At 64.8% G+C, this 17,399-nt stretch carries 20 protein-coding genes; 11 read left to right on the top strand and 9 right to left on the bottom strand.

Annotated features, from left to right (window positions below):
* Positions 1–3 precede the first annotated feature (3 nt).
* Entirely contained in the window at positions 4–1,038 is a 1,035-nt protein-coding gene (locus KCG88_RS12365) for a zinc-binding alcohol dehydrogenase family protein (RefSeq protein ID WP_047283844.1), read from the bottom strand.
* A gap of 106 nt (positions 1,039–1,144) precedes the next feature.
* On the opposite strand from KCG88_RS12365, the gene KCG88_RS12360 reads away from it, so the two are divergent.
* The 3 genes from KCG88_RS12360 to KCG88_RS12350 all read left to right on the top strand — a co-directional run bounded on the left by KCG88_RS12360 (position 1,145) and on the right by KCG88_RS12350 (position 3,485).
* Positions 1,145–1,498 (top strand): helix-turn-helix domain-containing protein, encoded by a 354-nt coding sequence (locus KCG88_RS12360; RefSeq protein WP_047283843.1) that lies wholly within the window; start codon positions 1,145–1,147, stop codon positions 1,496–1,498.
* Positions 1,499–1,519: 21 nt separating this feature from the next.
* Positions 1,520–1,885 (top strand): hypothetical protein, encoded by a 366-nt coding sequence (locus tag KCG88_RS12355; protein ID WP_199522581.1) that lies wholly within the window; start codon positions 1,520–1,522, stop codon positions 1,883–1,885.
* A gap of 133 nt (positions 1,886–2,018) precedes the next feature.
* Positions 2,019–3,485 carry a phospholipid carrier-dependent glycosyltransferase gene (locus tag KCG88_RS12350; RefSeq protein ID WP_210712465.1) on the top strand — a complete coding sequence of 489 codons (1,467 nt, stop codon included), beginning with the start codon at positions 2,019–2,021 and terminating at the stop codon, positions 3,483–3,485.
* Between the two features lie 76 nt (positions 3,486–3,561).
* On the opposite strand, the gene KCG88_RS12345 is transcribed toward KCG88_RS12350, so the two are convergent.
* Positions 3,562–3,897, bottom strand: a complete 336-nt coding sequence (locus KCG88_RS12345; protein ID WP_041115848.1) for a lipoprotein — start codon at positions 3,895–3,897, stop codon at positions 3,562–3,564.
* 184 nt (positions 3,898–4,081) lie between these two features.
* Here KCG88_RS12345 and KCG88_RS12340 point away from each other — a divergent pair, with 184 nt between their 5' ends.
* The gene (locus KCG88_RS12340) at positions 4,082–4,279 is read left to right on the top strand and encodes a hypothetical protein (RefSeq protein ID WP_210712464.1); all 198 of its coding nucleotides are present in this window, start codon (positions 4,082–4,084) and stop codon (positions 4,277–4,279) included.
* A gap of 85 nt (positions 4,280–4,364) precedes the next feature.
* Complete coding sequence (locus tag KCG88_RS12335) at positions 4,365–4,823, top strand: hypothetical protein (protein WP_210712463.1); 459 nt, start codon at positions 4,365–4,367, stop codon at positions 4,821–4,823.
* A gap of 42 nt (positions 4,824–4,865) precedes the next feature.
* Here the strand turns inward: KCG88_RS12335 and KCG88_RS12330 are convergent, their stop codons facing one another.
* The gene (locus tag KCG88_RS12330) at positions 4,866–5,423 is read right to left on the bottom strand and encodes a pesticin C-terminus-like muramidase (protein WP_047283840.1); all 558 of its coding nucleotides are present in this window, start codon (positions 5,421–5,423) and stop codon (positions 4,866–4,868) included.
* A 168-nt stretch (positions 5,424–5,591) separates the two neighbouring features.
* Here KCG88_RS12330 and KCG88_RS12325 point away from each other — a divergent pair, with 168 nt between their 5' ends.
* The 3 genes from KCG88_RS12325 to KCG88_RS12315 all read left to right on the top strand — a co-directional run bounded on the left by KCG88_RS12325 (position 5,592) and on the right by KCG88_RS12315 (position 7,379).
* The gene (locus tag KCG88_RS12325; RefSeq protein ID WP_016965010.1) at positions 5,592–5,975 is read left to right on the top strand and encodes a hypothetical protein; all 384 of its coding nucleotides are present in this window, start codon (positions 5,592–5,594) and stop codon (positions 5,973–5,975) included.
* A gap of 82 nt (positions 5,976–6,057) precedes the next feature.
* On the top strand, positions 6,058–6,717 hold the full coding sequence (locus KCG88_RS12320) for a DUF2589 domain-containing protein (RefSeq protein WP_047283839.1): 660 nt from the start codon (positions 6,058–6,060) through the stop codon (positions 6,715–6,717).
* Between the two features lie 80 nt (positions 6,718–6,797).
* Positions 6,798–7,379 (top strand): DUF2589 domain-containing protein, encoded by a 582-nt coding sequence (locus tag KCG88_RS12315; RefSeq protein WP_047283838.1) that lies wholly within the window; start codon positions 6,798–6,800, stop codon positions 7,377–7,379.
* A 49-nt stretch (positions 7,380–7,428) separates the two neighbouring features.
* On the opposite strand, the gene KCG88_RS12310 is transcribed toward KCG88_RS12315, so the two are convergent.
* Positions 7,429–8,106, bottom strand: a complete 678-nt coding sequence (locus tag KCG88_RS12310; protein WP_047283837.1) for a histidine phosphatase family protein — start codon at positions 8,104–8,106, stop codon at positions 7,429–7,431.
* Between the two features lie 34 nt (positions 8,107–8,140).
* On the opposite strand from KCG88_RS12310, the gene KCG88_RS12305 reads away from it, so the two are divergent.
* From KCG88_RS12305 to KCG88_RS12295, 3 genes are all read left to right on the top strand, one after another.
* The gene (locus KCG88_RS12305) at positions 8,141–8,470 is read left to right on the top strand and encodes a hypothetical protein (RefSeq protein WP_144420500.1); all 330 of its coding nucleotides are present in this window, start codon (positions 8,141–8,143) and stop codon (positions 8,468–8,470) included.
* Positions 8,467–10,386, top strand: a complete 1,920-nt coding sequence (locus tag KCG88_RS12300) for a methyl-accepting chemotaxis protein (protein ID WP_210712462.1) — start codon at positions 8,467–8,469, stop codon at positions 10,384–10,386. The genes KCG88_RS12305 and KCG88_RS12300 overlap by 4 nt, the downstream gene beginning before the upstream one ends.
* A gap of 172 nt (positions 10,387–10,558) precedes the next feature.
* Positions 10,559–11,587 (top strand): AraC family transcriptional regulator, encoded by a 1,029-nt coding sequence (locus KCG88_RS12295; RefSeq protein ID WP_047283835.1) that lies wholly within the window; start codon positions 10,559–10,561, stop codon positions 11,585–11,587.
* 6 nt (positions 11,588–11,593) lie between these two features.
* Here the strand turns inward: KCG88_RS12295 and KCG88_RS12290 are convergent, their stop codons facing one another.
* The 5 genes from KCG88_RS12290 to KCG88_RS12270 all read right to left on the bottom strand — a co-directional run bounded on the left by KCG88_RS12290 (position 11,594) and on the right by KCG88_RS12270 (position 17,393).
* Positions 11,594–11,962: a glyoxalase superfamily protein gene (locus KCG88_RS12290; protein WP_047283834.1), complete on the bottom strand. Its 369-nt coding sequence runs from the start codon at positions 11,960–11,962 to the stop codon at positions 11,594–11,596.
* Positions 11,963–12,078: 116 nt separating this feature from the next.
* Positions 12,079–13,545 carry a D-aminoacylase gene (locus KCG88_RS12285; RefSeq protein ID WP_210712461.1) on the bottom strand — a complete coding sequence of 489 codons (1,467 nt, stop codon included), beginning with the start codon at positions 13,543–13,545 and terminating at the stop codon, positions 12,079–12,081.
* 1 nt (position 13,546) lies between these two features.
* Entirely contained in the window at positions 13,547–14,407 is an 861-nt protein-coding gene (locus tag KCG88_RS12280) for a MurR/RpiR family transcriptional regulator (RefSeq protein ID WP_047283832.1), read from the bottom strand.
* The gene (locus KCG88_RS12275) at positions 14,408–15,757 is read right to left on the bottom strand and encodes a gluconate:H+ symporter (protein WP_210712460.1); all 1,350 of its coding nucleotides are present in this window, start codon (positions 15,755–15,757) and stop codon (positions 14,408–14,410) included.
* 190 nt (positions 15,758–15,947) lie between these two features.
* On the bottom strand, positions 15,948–17,393 hold the full coding sequence (locus tag KCG88_RS12270) for a SulP family inorganic anion transporter (RefSeq protein ID WP_011059136.1): 1,446 nt from the start codon (positions 17,391–17,393) through the stop codon (positions 15,948–15,950).
* Positions 17,394–17,399: the final 6 nt, after the last annotated feature.

Genomic DNA, 17,399 nt, shown 5'->3' with positions numbered 1-17,399 from the left:
CGCCTACAAGGAGGCGATGGGCTGGGCGTCGCGGGCCACTACCACCTTGCCCGGCAGGCCGCCCTGCTCCACGCGCTCATGGGCCCGGCGCAGGCTGTCGGCGTTGAACGGGCTGAAGACTTCATTCAGGGTGCAGCGGATCAGCCCCTGGTCCAGCAGTTGCGCCAGCCGGTTGAGGATGTGGTGCTGCTCGATCATGTCCGGGGTCTTAAACAGGGCACGGGTGAACACCATCTCCCAGTGCAGGGACACGCTCTTGGCCTTGAGCGGCACCGCATCGAAGAAGTCGTGATCGTCGATCAACGCGATATGGCCATGGGGCGCGATGATCTCGATCAGCTCGGCATAGTGCCGCTGGGTATGGGTCAGGGCGGCAATATGGGTCACGGGTGGCAGGTCCAGGGCCGCCAGTTGCTCCACCAGCGAACGTGAATGGTCCAGTACCTGATGGGCCCCCAGGTCCAGGCACCACTGGCGGCTGTCCGGCCGCGAAGCCGTGGCGATGACGGTCATCGCGGTCAGCCGGCGCGCCAGCTGGATCAGCACCGACCCCACGCCACCGGCACCGCCGACAATCAGCAGCGTGCCCTGTTCAGCGAGGTCGCCAGGCACCCGGCCCAGGCGCTCGAAGAGCAATTGCCAGGCGGTCAGCGAGGTCAGCGGCATGGCGGCCGCCTGGGCGAAGGACAGGCTGGCCGGCTTGTGCCCTACCAGGCGCTCGTCCACCCGGTGCAGCTCGGCATTGGCGCCATCGCGGGTGAAGGTGCCGGCATAGAACACCGCGTCCCCAGGGGCGAACAGGGTCACCGCGCTACCCACCGCGCGGACCACGCCACTGGCGTCCCAGCCCAGGGTCCGCACCTCGTCGGGCACCGCCACCTGGCCGGCGCGGACCTTGGTATCCAGGGGGTTGACCGACACTGCCTCGACCGCCACCAGCAGGTCGTGGGGTTCCAGTGGCGGCGGGTCCAGTTGCACCTCGCAGAACGCGAGGGGGTCAGACAGGTGCGAGCCTTTGAGGTAGGCGATGGCCTTCATTGCAGAGCTTCCTTGGCGGTTGAAAGCGCACACTTAAATCCCTCATGCCCTGCCCGCACAAGTAGGGTACTTTTGCGTACCAGCTACGCAAAAGGGTCGTCAGGCAATGAAAAACAAACACTATCAGGACATTCCAGGCTGCCCGGTGGAGGTCACCCTGGACCTGATCGACGGCCGCTGGAAAGGTGTGGTCCTGCATCAGTTGCTGGCCAACGAGTTCCTGCGTTTCAATGAACTGCAACGGCGCCTGCCGGGGATCTCCCAACGTCTTTTGACCAAGCAGTTGCGGGACCTGGAAGCCGCCGGCCTGGTGTCGCGCACGGTGTACGCCGAAGTGCCGCCGCGGGTGGAATACCGCCTGACCGACGAGGGGCAATCGCTGCAGCCGGTGATCGAGGCGCTGTCGGCCTGGGGCCGCGGGCGCATCAGCCGGCAACAGCAGGAAAGCGCCCTCACCTGATCCCTCACCACAGGTTCCCCCATGCCCACCCCCCCGGATGCTCCAGCAAGGTTCAAGGTCTACCAGGGCTCGACCCTGCTCGGTTGGTCGGCCCTGGAGTCGGCCGACCCGCCCATGGGTGTGGCCTTCGGCCAATTCATCGCCGCCCCGGCCTACGCCGACCTCCAGCAGCAGGTTCGCGCACTGGCAGGAGCGAGCCAGAACGGGCTGCGCCTGGTGGTACACCACCTCGACCAACCCGTGCCGGCCCTGGGCGTGAGCATTCAGGACTACTCCGCCGAATGTGGCGCCGATGCCATCGAGATCACCGTGCTGGGCATCGCCTACCCCCTCTACGAACAGCTGTTCCCGCAAGCCGTGGCCGCCTACCAGCAGGCCATGGGCTAATCCGCGCGCAGCCGGCGAACATCCGCACGTTTTACCCCTACTTGTTCACAATTCGTTAAGACTTGCCTACGTATACTTTCGGGCTTGCCCGCGGCCTTCCGGCTGCGCCCCTCGATCTGCCGGCGCACAACTCATGTCACGACCCGCTCCGCTAATGTTTCTGCTGGCCTGCCTGCTGTTCTTCTTCGCCCTGGGCAACCACCAGTTGCAAGGTTCCACCGAAGCCCGGGTGGCCGGGATCGCCATGGAAATGCACCTGGACGATGACTGGGTCACACCGCGCCTGTTCGGCACGCCATTTCTGGAAAAACCGCCGCTGAGCCTGTGGCTCGATGCCGGGGCCATCCGTGCCTTCGGCGGCACGCCCCTGGCGGTGCGCCTGGCCTCGGCCTTCGCCGGGCTGTTCAGCGTGATGCTGCTGTACGCCATGCTGCGCCGCTTTGGCCGGCCGGCAGCCCTGGCGGCCATGGCCGGGTTGATGCTGGCGACCATGGCCAGTTACTGGAGCAACGTGCGCGGCGTGGGCGAGGATGCCCTGCTCAGCCTCGGAGTAACCCTGGCCCTGCTGGCGTTTTTCCAGGCCCATCGACGCCAGGCCGCGCAGCAGCCGGCGCTGCTCTCCTGGCTGGCGTTCGCCGGCGGGATCGCCATCGCCACCCTGAGCAAGGGCGTGCTCGGCCTGGCCATGCCCGGGGTGGTGATCTTCGCCTACCTGCTGGCCGACAGCCTGATCGACAAGCGCTTCACCTTCAGCCACTGGCTGCGCCCGGGCCTGCTGACCCTGCTGGGGCTGGTGCCCCTGATGATCTGGCTGTACATGCTCTACCAGCGCGGCGGCCTGCAGGCCCTGGGGGAAGTGCTGTGGACCAACAGCGTCGGGCGCTTCGACGGTTCCTTCGAGGAAGCCGGACACTACGAGCCCTTCTACTACTACCTGGCCAAGCTGCCCCAGGCCTTCCTGCCATGGAACATCCTGGTCTACCTGGGCCTGTGGCATTTCCGTAAAACCCTGATGCAGAACCGCTACCTGCTGTTTTTCAGCCTCTGGCTGCTGGCACAGTTCGCCTTGCTGTGCCTGGCTTCGAGCAAGCGCACGGTGTACCTGATGTCCCTGACTCCGGCCGCGGCGGTGCTGGCAGCGGAATATGGCGCAGTGCTCTACCAGCGCCTGGCCAAGCGCGCCCCGGGCAAGGGCTTCTGGAGTGCCGTGGGGCGCCAGCGCAAGGGGTGGCTGATAACGCTCATGGCCCTGGTGATCGGCGGCTATCTGGTCAACGCCCAATGGGCCGCGCCCAGGGCCGACCGCGAACTGTCGTTCGTTCCAGTGACCGACCGGATCATGGCGTTGCAGGGTAGCGGGCACCAGCTGGCGCTGTACCAGGCCAACGAACGCATCGCCGGCGCCAGCGTGTTCTACACCCAGAGCCTGCTCAAGGACCTGCAGAACGAGGCTCAACTGCTGGCCTTTTTGCGCGAGTCACCGCGGCACATGGCGGTACTGGGGGGGGCCGAGGCGCCCAAGCCGCCGCTGCAGATCCAGCAGACCCTCATGGTCGGCCGCCAGGCCTACTACTTCGTCAACCTGGCGCCGGCCGGCTGAACGCAAAAAAAAACGGCACCTGCTACAGGTGCCGTATTCGTTTCCAGACCCGCGACGGAGCCCGGAGCGGGCGGGCTTACTGAGGGTTCTTCAGCTTGACCACGTCACCGGAGACCTTGGTGGTGTAGCCACTCAGAACCCAGGCCCAGAACCAGTTTTCCTGGACCTGGGTGTTGATCAGGGCGTCACCGCCCTTGGCCTTGATCGCCGCAGTCTGCGCACGGACGAAACGGCTGTTCTGCTGGATCGGGATCACCCCGAACAACATGATACCGGTGGCGGTCGCTTCGCTGTGACCAATGACGGTGTACTGGCTGCTGTCCAACTGCTGGGTTTTCATCGGGGTGCCGGTGCAGCCCGCAAGAACCAGACCGAGGCAGGCAGAGGCAACGACTTTACTGATGTGCTTCACGATGCAACTCCATGGAGAAAACGCCCAGGACTCATTTCCCGGCCCGGCACTTTACTCGCAGGGCATGGGAAAGCCCATCCCCGCCGCCCATGCCCCTTGAACCCTTTCCCGCTGATACCCGCCCGCCGCCCTTGAAACCATGACTCCTGCCCAACGACGGGCATCCCCCGAAAAGGAGTCAGAGATGAGCATCAGCGTTATCAGTAGCACCCTGAGCCGGGCCGTTGCCCGGAAGGCCGAGTTGCGCCAGCAACTGGCGACGCAAAACATCCTTGAAGTGGAAAACATCAACGACAACGCCATCGAGAACACCGTGGCCAAGGAACTGATCGCCAAGAGCAGCAAGGAAGGCCTGCGTCGGGACTACCTCGACGCCCGCTGAGCCTTGCCCCCGGCGATCCCCTGGTTGCCGGGATCTTCCCTATGTTCGTGTCGGGCCGTTACGGCCTGGAAAAGGAGATATTCCCATGTTGATTCTGCGTTCACTGATCCTCGGCCTGAGCCTGTTGGCCAGCGCTGCCCACGCCCTGGAAACCACCCATCTGCCGCCCGCCACCCTCAAGGCCTACGCCGCCACCCTGAGCACCGCCGCCGGCAACAGCCAGTGGCAGCAGCTGTGGAAACGCTCTCGGGACCTGGGCGCGTTCACCCACCAGGGTGAACAACCGCGCTTCACCATCACCCAGGACAAACTGCCAGACATGGCTCGCAGCACCTTGATCAATGCCAGCAGCGTAACCCCGCAGAACACCACCCAGGCGCTGTACCGCTATGAGTTTTCCAAACCCATCGGCCAGGCCAAGGGCATTTCCCTCAAGGCCATGTGCCTGTTGGTGGACTGGCGCTCGCTGCCCAGCGGCACACAACCCGACGACACCAGACACATGGGCAACGCCAGCCTGTTGCAAACCTACCCCTGCCCTTGAAACCGGCAAGCCGCCCAGGCCTTGAGCCTGGGCGGCAAGCACTTACGAGGTTAGCTGCGAGCCCAGCAGATCAGCCTCCTTGCGCCGGCGAGTGCCGTAGCTGTCGCCAAAGTTGCGCAGGTTGGCCAGGGCACTCTTCCAGTCGCGGGCCACCACCTGGGCCCAGAAGTTCGGTGTGCGGCTGGCCAGGTTGCCGTACTGAAAGGCCACCGAGGCGATCACGGTCTGCATCGGCGCCGGCAGTTGGGCGAAATCCACCCCACTGGCCCGGGTGTAGGCCGCTGCCAGACGCTCGACGAAGGGCGCCTTGTACGCCTCGTCGATCAGCTCGGCCTCGGCGCTGCTGATGCTCAGGGGCTGGTCCACGAGAAACTGCTTGGCCTTGAGCCCCGTCAGCCCCAGGTAGGGCGTCAGCCGCCGCAGCAGATCCGCTGGCAGGTTCAGCGCCTGCAGATCCTGGACCCCGCGCTGCCCCAGATCGAACCCGGTGCCCACCGTAACCCCGCTTTTGCTGTTGGCCGCATCGGGCACATAACCGCGAGTCATGGCACCGCCTTCGAGGGCGGCGATGAAACTGAAATCAATCGCATAACGAGACATGGATATTTCCTCATCCAGTTGAAGAAAATCCAGTCCACCACCGGCGACCGATACAACATCAGAATGTAATAGTTCCCCTTAATAGGGGGGAAATTTCCCACTGAACAACGGACGAGACACCTCCTTAGGATCGAACCAGCGTTATCCATAATTCCAAGGAGGTACCAAATGGACGTGAAAGACCTCAGTCTCATTGATGTTCGCCAGCTACCCCACTCGCTCCAGGCCCTCATCGACTGCATCGGCCTGGAGAACGCCTACCGCCTGACCCGAGAATACGGCGGCCGTCCCAAGTACATTCCCAAACACGCCGAACGCACTTCGCTGGCCCTGATCTTGCCTCCCGACGCCCTCAACGCCCTGATCGAACGCTTCGCCGGCCTGGCCCTGGAAATTCCCAAGGCCGACCACTTCTGCCGACAGATCCGCAACCAGCACATTCAGCTGGAGAGCCTGGGCGGCATCTCCCGCAGCGTGCTGGCGGACAAATACGGCCTGAGCCTGCGGCAGATCGGCAACATCCGTCGCCTGGAGGCCAACACTCACCGGTAATCGATTCCCGCTGAATCAGCCACCGCGGTTTTCTTAAGGTGCAGGGGCGCATTTCGCGCAACGAAGAACAAGGAGCTAGACCATGGCAGATATTGATAAGGGCTTGATCGGCGGCGTGATTGCCGCGCTGCCCCTGGACAAGATGATCACCGGTCCGCTGATGGCGATGATTCAGGCGCAGGTCGCCGCGAGCAAAGCCTATGCGGACTTCCTCATGGGCGTGTGCATCAAGGACGGCCAGGCGGTATCGGTGCAGTTCGACTACGACGAAACCCTGGTGGATGAACAGGGCGTCTACAAGGGCACGGTGAAGAAGTCGATGCGCATTCCGCTGCTGGCGGCCATCAGTCACCCCAACATCACCATCGAGGAAGGCTCCATCGAGTTCGAGCTGACCATCAGCCAGATGGCCGAAGACACCAGCTCCACCGAAGCCTCCGGCAGTTTCGAGGCGAAGCTGGGCTGGGGCCCGTTCAGTGTGTCGGTCAAGGGCGCGGCGAGCCACAAATCCACCCAGACCCGCAAGACCGACACCCGCGCGCGCTACGCCATCAGCACCAAGATCGTCCGCCAGGACCCGCCGGAAGCCCTGATGCGCGTCATCGACTTCCTCACCGACGCGGCCACCAAACCGGTGCGGCTGCCGAGCACTCAACCGACCGACCCGGACAAACTGCCAACCGCTAATACGCTGGCAATGCCGGGCGCCGCGGCCGAGAAGAAAACCGGCACCGGCGGTTGATCCACGCGGCACCTTCGCCCCAGCAACCCGCCCCGCCTTCACGGCGGGGCACCTCAGCCACCGAACAAGGAGCGTGATCCATGGCGTTTTTTTCCCGCAGCAAGGAGCCCATGTCGGCCAGCGACCTGAGCCACATCACCCGAGGCATGCATCAGGCTGCAGCCGCCACCCACAACCTGATCGCCCAGCAGTACATCAAGTTGTTCGACCAGTTCTTCGACTACAACGTCAACGACCTGGGCACGCCGATGAAGGCCAAGATGGTCGAGGTGGCGCTCAACGAAGACCACATCATCAATGTGCCGCTGATTGCCCTGGTCTCGCCCAAGGGCCTGGCCCTGCACAAGATGACCGTCGACCTGTCGGTGCGCATGCAGGCCACCGAACTGCAGAAGGCCAGCCACGACCTGGAGAATGGCGAACTGCAAAGCGAGAAGTTTTTCGTCACCTTCGGCAGCGGCAAGCGTGACGGCCAGGAACGGGACCCGGACGAGGTACAGATCAGCATGGAGTTTCGCGACTGCCAGCCGCCGGAAGCGATCCAGCGCCTGATCGAGGAGTTCACCAACCTGATCAGCCCGCAACGCACCAACGACGGCCCGGCAGCCACCTGGCCAGCGGCTGGCACGCCACCGGCCGAGCCGGACCTGCTGGCGCCCTGAGCCGCTTCCCATAGCCCTGAAGGCCAGCCATGGGAGCGGCCGCCTGCGGTCAGGGCTTGAGGTTCACCGAGCGCCAGTCACTGGCCTCGATCAGGCCGAGCATCTTCGGCGCGCCATTGAGGGTATCGGTGGAAACGAACAGGGAGGCGCCGTACCCCAGGGTCGGGGTCGCCCGTTTCAGGTCCTGCTCCATCTGCGCCATGCATTCGCTGTGGGTCACCAGCACCAGGTTGCGCCCGGCGACCTTGTGCGCCATGACATCGCGCAACATGGTGTTCTTGCAGTTGAACAGCCAGCCATCGCCGCTGCTGACCTTGCTGAACATGTAGCTCGCGGTCTGCGCGGTGCGCGTCAGCGGGCTGTTGTAGATGTCGGTATGCTCCAGGCCCAGGTGCTCGAACTGCGCGCCGAGCCCCACCGCCACCTCGCGGGCTCGGTCGGTAATGCCATCGGCCGGGCCCAGGCACGCGGCATTGGAGCGGTCGCAGCGCTCCATGTGGCGCACCAGCACAATCATTTCGCCCTTGTCCCACGCGGCCGTCAGGGCCTGGAGCCCCGCGGCATTGCCGTGGCTCAGGTCGGGTACCGAGGCCGGTCGGAGCAGGAACAGCCCCAGGGGAATCACCAGGCAGGCGCCCAGCAGCAGCGCCAGCAGGTTCTTGTAACGGACCAGAACGCGCCCCAGGAAGGGCCGCTTGCTCGCCGGAAACACCAGTCTTGTAGCCAATTGCTAGCCGCCCTTACGAGAATGATCCGATGTGTTGAGCCGCTTGCCGCAAGGCTACAAAACCCTGATGACAATTGAGCGCTGGCCGATGCCTATGGCATCGACCGACCAGACTCTAGGGCTCCGGGCGTGGGGGGCGAGTGAAATCAATGTGAAAAAAAGCTCAACGGACCGGCGGCGCATCCCGCAAAATAGCCGCCCATCGCCTAAAACATTGTCTTGGGACAATGCCGACGAAATCGTTTCAGCTATGGCACATCCCGCCGATACACCCCCTACAAAACACCTTGCTGGTCACCAACAACAACAATCTTCCAGCCAACTCAAGATCAAGAAGAGCTACGTTCCTGGAGGAATTCAATGAGTAGTTGGTTTGCCAACATCAGCGTCAACCTTAAGCTGGGCCTGGGTTTCGGCCTGGTCCTGGCCCTGACCACCGTCCTTGCACTGACCGGCTGGACCAGCCTGGGCAGCCTGATCGACCGCAGTAACTGGATGAGCGACATCACCCAGCTCAACAGCGGCCTGACCAAGCTGCGGGTCACCCGCCTGCAGTACATGCTGGCCAACGGCGACGAAACCGCCGCCCAAGGCGTGCAGAACACCCTGGACGATTTCAGCGCCCAGCAGAAAAAACTCCTGGCCTCGTTCCAGAGCCCGGAAAACATCAAGCTCCTGCAAGGCCTGGGCGCGACCATCAGCGCCTATCAGGATTCGCTGAACAAGATGCGCAATGCCTACCGCAGCGGCGACGCCGCGCGCCAGGCGATGAACCAGAACGCCGAACGCGCCAATGACCTGATCAACGGGATCAACTCCTGGGTCAAGCAATTGCCCCTGAGCGACGAGCGTTTCGAGCAGTTCCAGGCCATCACCCAGGCCAAGGAAGCCTTCCAGCTGGCGCGCTATGAAGTGCGCGGCTACGTCACCACCAACAACCCGGACACCGAACAGAAAGCCGTCACCCAGCTCAACGCCGCGATTGCCGAAATGGATCAGCTCAAGTCCCATTTCAGCAGCACCCAGCGCGATGCCCTGCAACAGCTCGAAACCGCCCTGAGCGGCTACCGCAGCTCGCTGCAGGCCTTCAAGGCCGCCTTCACCGACGCCGTAGAGGCGCGCAAGGAAATGACCGACCAGGGCGCCGACATCGTCAGCCGCAGTGACGCCCTGTACCAGATCCAGCTGGACCGCCGCGACATCGAGAGCACCCAGGCCCGCAGCCTGCAGTTGATCAGCACCCTGCTGGCGCTGCTGGTCGGTGTACTGGCCGCCGTGATCATCACCCGGCAGATCACCCGCCCGCTGCAGGAAACCCTGGCCGTGGTCGAGCGCATCGCTTCGGGCGATCTCACCGAAAACCTGCGGGTCACCCGCCGCGACGAACTGGGCGTGCTGCAACAGGGCATCGCGCGCATGGGCGTGACCCTGCGCGAGTTGATCAGCGGCATCCGCGACGGCGTGACCCAGATCGCCAGCGCCGCCGAAGAACTGTCGGCCGTGACCGAGGAAACCAGCGCCGGGGTCAACAGCCAGAAAGTCGAGACCGACCAGGTGGCCACCGCCATGCACGAGATGACCGCCACCGTGCAGGAAGTCGCGCGCAACGCCGAAGAAGCCTCCCAGGCCGCGGCCGCCGCCGACGGCGAAGCCCGCCAGGGCGACAAAGTGGTGGCCCAGGCCATCGAGCAGATCGAGCGCCTGGCCAGCGAAGTGGTGCGTTCCACCGACGCCATGACCGTGCTGCAACAGGAAAGCGACAAGATCGGCAGCGTCATGGACGTGATCAAGGCCGTGGCCGAACAGACCAACCTGCTGGCGCTCAACGCCGCCATCGAAGCCGCCCGCGCCGGTGAAGCCGGGCGTGGTTTCGCCGTGGTCGCCGACGAAGTGCGGGCCCTGGCCCAGCGCACCCAGAAGTCCACCGAAGAGATCGAGGAACTGGTGGCCGGCCTGCAGAACGGCACCCAGCAAGTGGCCACGGTGATGAACAACAGCCGCAGCCTGACCGACAGCAGTGTCGAACTGACCCGCAAGGCCGGTGCCTCGCTGGAAAGCATCACCCGCACCGTGTCCAACATCCAATCGATGAACCAGCAGATCGCCGCCGCGGCCGAACAGCAGAGCGCGGTGGCCGAAGAGATCAGCCGCAGCATCATCAACGTGCGCGACGTCTCCGAACAGACCGCCGCCGCCAGCGACGAAACCGCTGCCGCAAGCGTTGAACTGGCGCGCCTGGGCGGCCAGTTGCAGATGATGGTCAGCCACTTCCGCGTCTGATTCGCGGCGCGCCCTTCGCCGGCAAGCCGGCTCCTACACCCTCCGTAGGAGCTGGCTTGCCAGCGAAAGGCGCCAATCCCCGGACCCGAGCATTTACACCCATCAGGGTTTGCCCTTACCTTTCCCGGTCTTCGTCCTGCTGTCCTAGGGATTAGTCACCAGGAACCCGTTCATGCCCAGCCTCGGTTTTACTTCGGTCCCGCCCCTGCTGAAATACCTGCTCTATGCGGAGCAATTGGGTATTGCCACTGAGCCGGCACTGGCAGCGGCCGGGCTTACGGCCGCCCAGTTGAACGACACCAGCCTGCGCCTGCCCATGGAGGTGCATGAGCGATTGCTGGACTACTTCTGCCAGCACTCGGGCGATCCGCTGTTTGGCCTGAATTCGGCGCGCTTCGTCAAACCCAGCTCCTGGAATGTGCTGGGCTACATCACCATGAACTGCGCGACCCTGGGCGAGGCCATGGGCCGCATCATGCCGTTCGAAAAGCTGGTGGGGGACATGGGCACCAGCCGCGCCGAGGTGGCCGGCGATCAGGTGAGGTTGATCTGGAATTGCCGCCATCAGCGCCCGGACATCCGCCGCCACCTGGTGGAAAACGTCCTGGCCTCCTGGCTGTTGTATGCGCGCTGGATCGCCGATTCGCAGTTGTCGCCCAGCGCGGTGTGGTTCGAGCACGCCCTGCCTGAACCCGCCGAGGCGGCGCAGTACGAGGCGTTGTTCGGCTGCCCGGTGCTGTTCCAGCAACCCTGCTCGGCGCTGCTGGCGCCGCTGGAGTACCTGCAGATGCCCCTGCGCCAGGCCGACGCGCGCCTGCTCAAGACCCTGGAAGAACATGCCCAGGCGATGATGGCCTCCCTGGGCGATGCGCCCCTGGCCTTGCAGGTGCAGAACGTGCTGCGCCAGTTGCTCAAGGACGGCCTGCCGCGCAAGGAGCAGGTGGCGGAGCAACTGCAGATGTCGGAACGCACCCTGCAGCGCCAACTGCAACAGGCCGGCACTTCATACCAGCAGATTCTCGATGACCTGCGCCAGGAGTTGGCCGAGCACCACCTGCGCCACAGCGCCCTGTCGATCCAGGACATCGCCGATTGCCTGGGCTACAGCGAATCCCGTTCCTTTCACCGCAGCTTCAAGAACCGCACCGGGCTGACCCCTGGGCAGTTCCGTCAGGCCACGCTGGGCGCCGACAAGGCCTGAGCCCGCTCAGACGCTGATGGCGTTGGTGAACACCAGGCGATTGCCGAACGGATCGCTGATGGTCATGTCCTGGCTGCCCCAGGGCATGGCCTGGATCTGCGGATGGGAGAAGCGGTAGTCCTTGGCCAGCAATTGCTGCTGGAAGGCTTCCAGCTCGTCGGTTTCGATGCGCAGCGCCGCGCCCGGGGTGCAATCGCCGTGATGCTCGGACAGGTGCAGCACGCATTCGCCTCGGGACACCTGCATGTACAACGGAAAGTCATCCTCGAAACGATGCTGCCAATCCAGGTTGAACCCCAGGAAGTCGAGGTAAAACTCCCGGGCCTTGGCTTCATCGAAGATCCGCAGGATGGGGGTGGTTTTGCCAAAGCTCATTGCGCGACTCCCTGACTGAAATGAGCCGACTATACAGACGGCGATTATCAGCAGTTCGGCGCCGCTCAGGGATTCTTTAATAGCACAGCGCCATCATTGTGACGGAGGTCAACAAATCAGCCAGCGGATGCAAATCCCGGGCGCAGGTCACCTTCCCGGGGCAGGAAGCGCCCTTGGCGTTCGCCGTTGGCCAGGCCCTGGGCAAAACTGCACACGCCATTGACCCAGACCCCATCGATGCCTTGCGCGGCGCGCTGCGGCGCCTTGAAATCCGCCACGTCACGCACCCGCGCCGGGTCGAACAGCACCAGGTCGGCCCAGTGCCCTTCGCGGATCTCGCCGCGCTGGTGCAGGCCGAAGCGCGCCGCGGACAGCCCGGTCATCTTGTGCACCGCGGTGTGCAGCGGGAACAGGCCCAGGTCGCGGCTGAAGTGCCCCAATACCCGGGGGAAGGCGCCCCACAACCTTGGATGGGGGAAAGGATCTTCCGGCAGGCCATCGGAGCCGATCATCGACAGCGGATGGGCGAGGATGCGCCGCACATCGTTTTCATCCATGCCGTAGTACACCGCCCCCGCCGGTTGCAGGCGCTCGGCGGCGGCCAGCAGGCTGACGCCCCAGTCGGCGGCAATCTGGCTCAAGTCGCGACCGCCCTGCTCGGGGTGCGGTGTGGACCAGGTGATGGTGATGCGATAGGCATCGGTGACCTGCTTGAGGTCCAGGGTCGAGGAACTGGCGGCGTAGGGATAGCAGTCGCAGCCCACCGGGTGTTCCCGGGCGGCGTTTTCCAGGGCCGCCAGCAGTTGTGGGCTGCGCCCCCAGTTGCCGGCGCCGGCGCACTTGAGGTGCGAGACGATCACCGGCGCGCGGGCCGCGCGACCAATCCGAAAAGCTTCGTCCATGGCCTCCAGCACCGGCTCGAACTCGCTGCGCAAATGGGTGGTGTACACCGCGCCGAACGCCGTCAGTTCCTGGGCCAGTTGCAGCACTTCATCGGTCTCGGCGCAAAACGCGCTGGCGTAGGCCAGCCCGCTGGACAGGCCCAGGGCGCCGTCCTCCAGACTTTCGCGCAGTTGCTCGCGCATGGCTGCAATCTCGCAGGCGCTGGCGGTGCGATACAGGTCCGCCAGGTGGTTGCTGCGCAGCGCCGTATGCCCCACCAGCGCCGCCACGTTGATCGCCGGGCGCGCGGCATCCACCGCCGCGCGGTAGTCGCGAAAACGCGGGTAGACGAACATCGAGCGCCCGCCCAGCAGGTTCATCGGGTCCGGCGGGTCGCCCTTGAGGCTCACCGGCGCGGCGCTGATCCCGCAGTTGCCGACGATCACCGTGGTCACCCCCTGGCTGAGCTTGGGCAGCATCTGCGGCTGGCGGATCACCACCGTGTCGTCATGGGTGTGCACATCGATGAAACCCGGGGCCAGCACCCGCCCGGCGGCGTCGATCTCTTGCTCGGCGCTGGCCGCGGACAGATCGCCGATGCGCGCTATGCGCCCGTCGAGGATGGCCAGGTCGGCGGGGTAACCCGGGCGGTCGCTGCCGTCGATGATCAAGGCGTTGCGGATCAGCGTGTGGTAGCGCATGTCAGTCTCCCAGGGGCAGGCAGTCTTCGCCGCCACGGTAATGGTCCAGGGCCAGCTTGATCCGTCGCAGGCGTTCCTGGTTGTCGTCCGGCTGGGCCAGGGCCAGCTCGGTGGCCAGCACATCAATGGCCAGCAGCATGCCGTAGCGGGCCGCAGTGGGTTTGTAGATGAACGAGGTTTCGGCGCTGTGCAGCGGCAGCAGCACATCCGCCAGTTGCGCCAGGGGCGAGTCGGGCAAGGTAATGGCCAGGATCCCGGCGCCGTAGGTCCGGGCCAGGGCCACCGCCTCCAGCAGCTCGGGGGTGATGCCGGTCAGCGAACAGGCGATCACCGCGTGCTGCGGCCCCAGGGCGGCGGCGGTGACGCGCATCATCACCGGGTCGTGGCAGGCGGCAATGGGGTAGCCCAGGCGTACCAGGCGCACCTGCAACTCGCTGCTGCACAGGGTCGAGCAGCCGCCCATGCCGAAGGCGTGGATCATCCGTGCGCGCCCCAGCAGGCGCACCGCATCGGCGAATTGGGCTTCCTCGAAACCGGCCAGGTGCCGATGCAGCACGGACTCGATGTCGCCAACGATCTGCCGGTAGAACCCGGACTGTTCCGGGGTGCCGGCAGGGTCCAGGAAGCGGCTGCCCACCCCACTAGCCTGGGCCAGCTGCAGGCGCAACTGGCGCAAGTCGCGGCAGCCGACGCTGCGGGCAAAGCGCGACAGCGTGGCGGCGCTGACTTCAGCGCGGCGGGCCAGTTCGTCGAGGCTGGCAGAGGCGGCAAAGCCCACATCGTCGAGCATCAGCCGGGCGATCCGCCCTTCCCCGGCGCTGAGAAATTCCAGGCGCGAGCGGATCTGGTAAAGGATGTCCATCTACAAAAACTCCGCGAGGACCAGGGTCAGGCCAAAGGCGATCACCGAGATCAGGGTCTCCAGCACGGTCCAGGTCTTGAACGTCTGGATGACGGTCATATTGAAGTATTCCTTCACCAGCCAGAAGCCGCCGTCGTTGACGTGGGACAGAATCACCGAGCCGGCGCCGGTGGCGATCACCAGCAGCTCCGGGTGCGGGTAGCCCAGACCGACGGCCACCGGCGCCACCACCCCGGAAGCGGTGGTCAGGGCCACGGTGGCCGAACCGGTGGCGACCCGCATCAGCACCGCGAACAACCAGCCCATCCACAACGGCGAGAGCTGGAACTCATGGGCCAGGCCGACGATCTGCTCGGTCACCCCGGAGTCGATGAGAATGCGGTTGAGACCGCCACCGGCCCCCACCAGCAGGGTGATACTCGCGGTGGGCGCCAGGCATTCGTTGGTGAACTTGAGGATCGATTCGCGGTTCATGCCCTGGGCCAGCCCCAGGGTCCAGAAGCTCACCAGGGTGGCCACCAGCAAGGCGATCACCGAGTTGCCGATAAACAGCAGGAACTGGTTGAGGCCGGTGCCGGGCTCGGCCAGCAGGTTGGCCCAGCCGCCGAGAAGCATCAGCACCACCGGCAGCAGGATGGTGGCCAAGGTCAGGCGGAAACTCGGCAGGCGCAGGCGCGGCTCGCGGGCGATGAACTGGCGTTCCAGGGGGTTCTGCGCCGGCAGGTGGATATGCGGCACGATGAACCGCGCGTACAGCGGCCCGGCGATGATCGCCGTGGGCACACCGATCAGCAGCGCATACACCAGGGTCGGCCCTACCGACGCCTGATAGGCCTGCACCGCCAGCATCGCTCCCGGGTGCGGCGGCACCAGGGCGTGCACCACCGAGAGCCCGGCGACCATCGGCAGGCCCACCATCAGCAGCGACACCCCGACCCGCCGCGCCACGGTGAAGGCAATTGGCACCAGCAGTACGAAGCCCACTTCGAAGAACAGCGGCAGCCCCACCAGGAAGGCGATGCAGACCATGGCCCAGTGGGCGTTGCGTTCGCCGAAGCGGTCGATCAGGGTGCGCGCCACCTGCTCGGCACCACCGGATTCGGCCATCAGCTTGCCGAGCATGGTGCCCAGGGCCACCACCAGGGCGATATGCCCCAGGGTCTTGCCAACCCCGGCCTCGTAGGCGCCCACCACTCCGGAAGGCGGCATGCCGGCCATCAGCGCCAGGCCCACCGACACCAGGGTGATGACGATAAAGGGGTTGAGTCGGTAGCGGGCGATCAACACGATCAGCGCAATGATGGCGACTGCGGCATAGCCCAGCAGCCAAGAACCCGTAGCGGGAGCCATGGCGTCCTCCTTGAAAACAGCATCACTTTCCAATGGTTGTGAAATTCATTAATCACTTAGGCAAGTGAACTTCAAACCGAGTGAAACTTATTTTCGTAAAGAGGCAGGCTTTGTCGCGAACAGCTAAGTGAAAGGGCGGCTTATGAAAATCGGCAGTGGGTATTTTCATCCACTGCCGCGGTGGCCGATCTCAGTCGTGATGCTCTCGGGCACGCTTGAGCAGCTTCTTGCAGCGCTCGGACAGGTGCAGCACCCGCAGCTGCTTGCCGGCCTTGGCATAACGCTCGCGCAGGGTTTTCAGCGCGGCGATGGCCGAGTAGTCGACAAAACTCAGGTGGCGACAGTCGACAGTCACGTGCCGAGGATCGCCCGCCGGATCGAACTGGTTGAGAAACGGTGTGGTGGAGGCGAAGAACAGGGTGCCGTGCAGTTGGTAGTGCTTGCTGCCGTCGGCTTCCAGGTGGCTGTCGGCGTACAGCTCGCGGGCCTGCTGCCAGGCGAAGTTGAGGGCGGCAATGACGATGCCGCAGAACACCGCCATGGCCAGGTCGGTGAACACAGTGATCACGGTCACCGCGAGGATCACCAGCACATCGTTGAGCGGCACCTTGTTGATCACCCGCAGGGACGCCCAGGCGAAGGTCTGCTGCGACACCACGAACATCACCCCCACCAGCGCCGCCAGGGGGATGCGCTCGATCAACGGTGACAGAAACAGCACGAACAGCAGGATCAGAGCGCCCGCCACCACGCCCGACAAACGCCCGCGACCACCGGAACTGAGGTTGATCACGGTCTGGCCGATCATCGCGCAGCCGCCCATGCCGCCGAACATTCCCGAGACCACATTGGCCGCGCCCAGGGCCACGCATTCGCGGTCCGGGTAGCCGCGGCTTTCGGTGATTTCGTCGGTGAGGTTGAGGGTCAGCAGGGTTTCCAGCAGGCCGACCATGGCCATCAGGAACGCATAAGGCGCGATGATGCCCAGGGTTTCCAGGTTCCACGGCACCTGGGGCAGCGCCAGGCTCGGCAAGCCGCCGGCGATGTGGGCCATGTCCCCCAAGGTGCGGGTCGGCAGGCCCAGCAGGTAGACCAGCGCGCCGACCCCGAGGATCGCCACCAGGGCCGGTGGCACCGCCCGGGTCAGGCGCGGCAGCAGGTAGACGATGGCCATGGTCAATGCCACCAGCCCGGCCATCAGGTACAGCGGCTGGCCGCTGAGCCAGTGTTCGCCACTCTTGAAATGTTCCAGCTGGGCCAGGGCGATGACGATCGCCAGGCCGTTGACGAAGCCCAGCATCACCGGGTGCGGCACCATGCGCACCAGCTTGCCCAGGCGCAGCAGGCCGAAGGCGACCATCACCAGCCCGCCCAGCAGCACCGTGGCCAACAGGTACTGCACACCGTGCTGCACTACCAGGGCGACGATCACCACCGCCATGGAGCCGGCCGCGCCGGAGACCATGCCCGGCCGCCCGCCGAACAGCGCCGTCAGGGTGCAGATGAAGAAGGCGCCATACAGGCCCATCAACGGGTTGAGGTGGGCCACCAGGGCGAAGGCGATGCATTCGGGCAGCAAGGCAAAGGAGGTGGTGAGTCCGGCCAGGACATCGGCACGCAGACGTTTTGCTTTCATGATTGA

This window comes from Pseudomonas sp. MWU349, from assembly GCF_017947325.1.
GTDB lineage: Bacteria > Pseudomonadota > Gammaproteobacteria > Pseudomonadales > Pseudomonadaceae > Aquipseudomonas > Aquipseudomonas protegens.
Note: the sequence above shows the minus strand (reverse complement) of the source record. Positions and strands in the feature narration are given on the sequence as shown.

Coding starts and splice junctions, on each gene's coding strand:
- KCG88_RS12365 (WP_047283844.1), bottom strand. CDS start 1,038: ATGAAGGCCATCGCCTACCTCAAAGGCTCGCACCTGTCTGACCCCCTC.
- KCG88_RS12360 (WP_047283843.1), top strand. CDS start 1,145: ATGAAAAACAAACACTATCAGGACATTCCAGGCTGCCCGGTGGAGGTC.
- KCG88_RS12355 (WP_199522581.1), top strand. CDS start 1,520: ATGCCCACCCCCCCGGATGCTCCAGCAAGGTTCAAGGTCTACCAGGGC.
- KCG88_RS12350 (WP_210712465.1), top strand. CDS start 2,019: ATGTCACGACCCGCTCCGCTAATGTTTCTGCTGGCCTGCCTGCTGTTC.
- KCG88_RS12340 (WP_210712464.1), top strand. CDS start 4,082: ATGAGCATCAGCGTTATCAGTAGCACCCTGAGCCGGGCCGTTGCCCGG.
- KCG88_RS12335 (WP_210712463.1), top strand. CDS start 4,365: ATGTTGATTCTGCGTTCACTGATCCTCGGCCTGAGCCTGTTGGCCAGC.
- KCG88_RS12330 (WP_047283840.1), bottom strand. CDS start 5,423: ATGTCTCGTTATGCGATTGATTTCAGTTTCATCGCCGCCCTCGAAGGC.
- KCG88_RS12325 (WP_016965010.1), top strand. CDS start 5,592: ATGGACGTGAAAGACCTCAGTCTCATTGATGTTCGCCAGCTACCCCAC.
- KCG88_RS12320 (WP_047283839.1), top strand. CDS start 6,058: ATGGCAGATATTGATAAGGGCTTGATCGGCGGCGTGATTGCCGCGCTG.
- KCG88_RS12315 (WP_047283838.1), top strand. CDS start 6,798: ATGGCGTTTTTTTCCCGCAGCAAGGAGCCCATGTCGGCCAGCGACCTG.
- KCG88_RS12300 (WP_210712462.1), top strand. CDS start 8,467: ATGAGTAGTTGGTTTGCCAACATCAGCGTCAACCTTAAGCTGGGCCTG.
- KCG88_RS12295 (WP_047283835.1), top strand. CDS start 10,559: ATGCCCAGCCTCGGTTTTACTTCGGTCCCGCCCCTGCTGAAATACCTG.
- KCG88_RS12290 (WP_047283834.1), bottom strand. CDS start 11,962: ATGAGCTTTGGCAAAACCACCCCCATCCTGCGGATCTTCGATGAAGCC.
- KCG88_RS12285 (WP_210712461.1), bottom strand. CDS start 13,545: ATGCGCTACCACACGCTGATCCGCAACGCCTTGATCATCGACGGCAGC.
- KCG88_RS12280 (WP_047283832.1), bottom strand. CDS start 14,407: ATGGACATCCTTTACCAGATCCGCTCGCGCCTGGAATTTCTCAGCGCC.
- KCG88_RS12275 (WP_210712460.1), bottom strand. CDS start 15,757: ATGGCTCCCGCTACGGGTTCTTGGCTGCTGGGCTATGCCGCAGTCGCC.
- KCG88_RS12270 (WP_011059136.1), bottom strand. CDS start 17,393: ATGAAAGCAAAACGTCTGCGTGCCGATGTCCTGGCCGGACTCACCACC.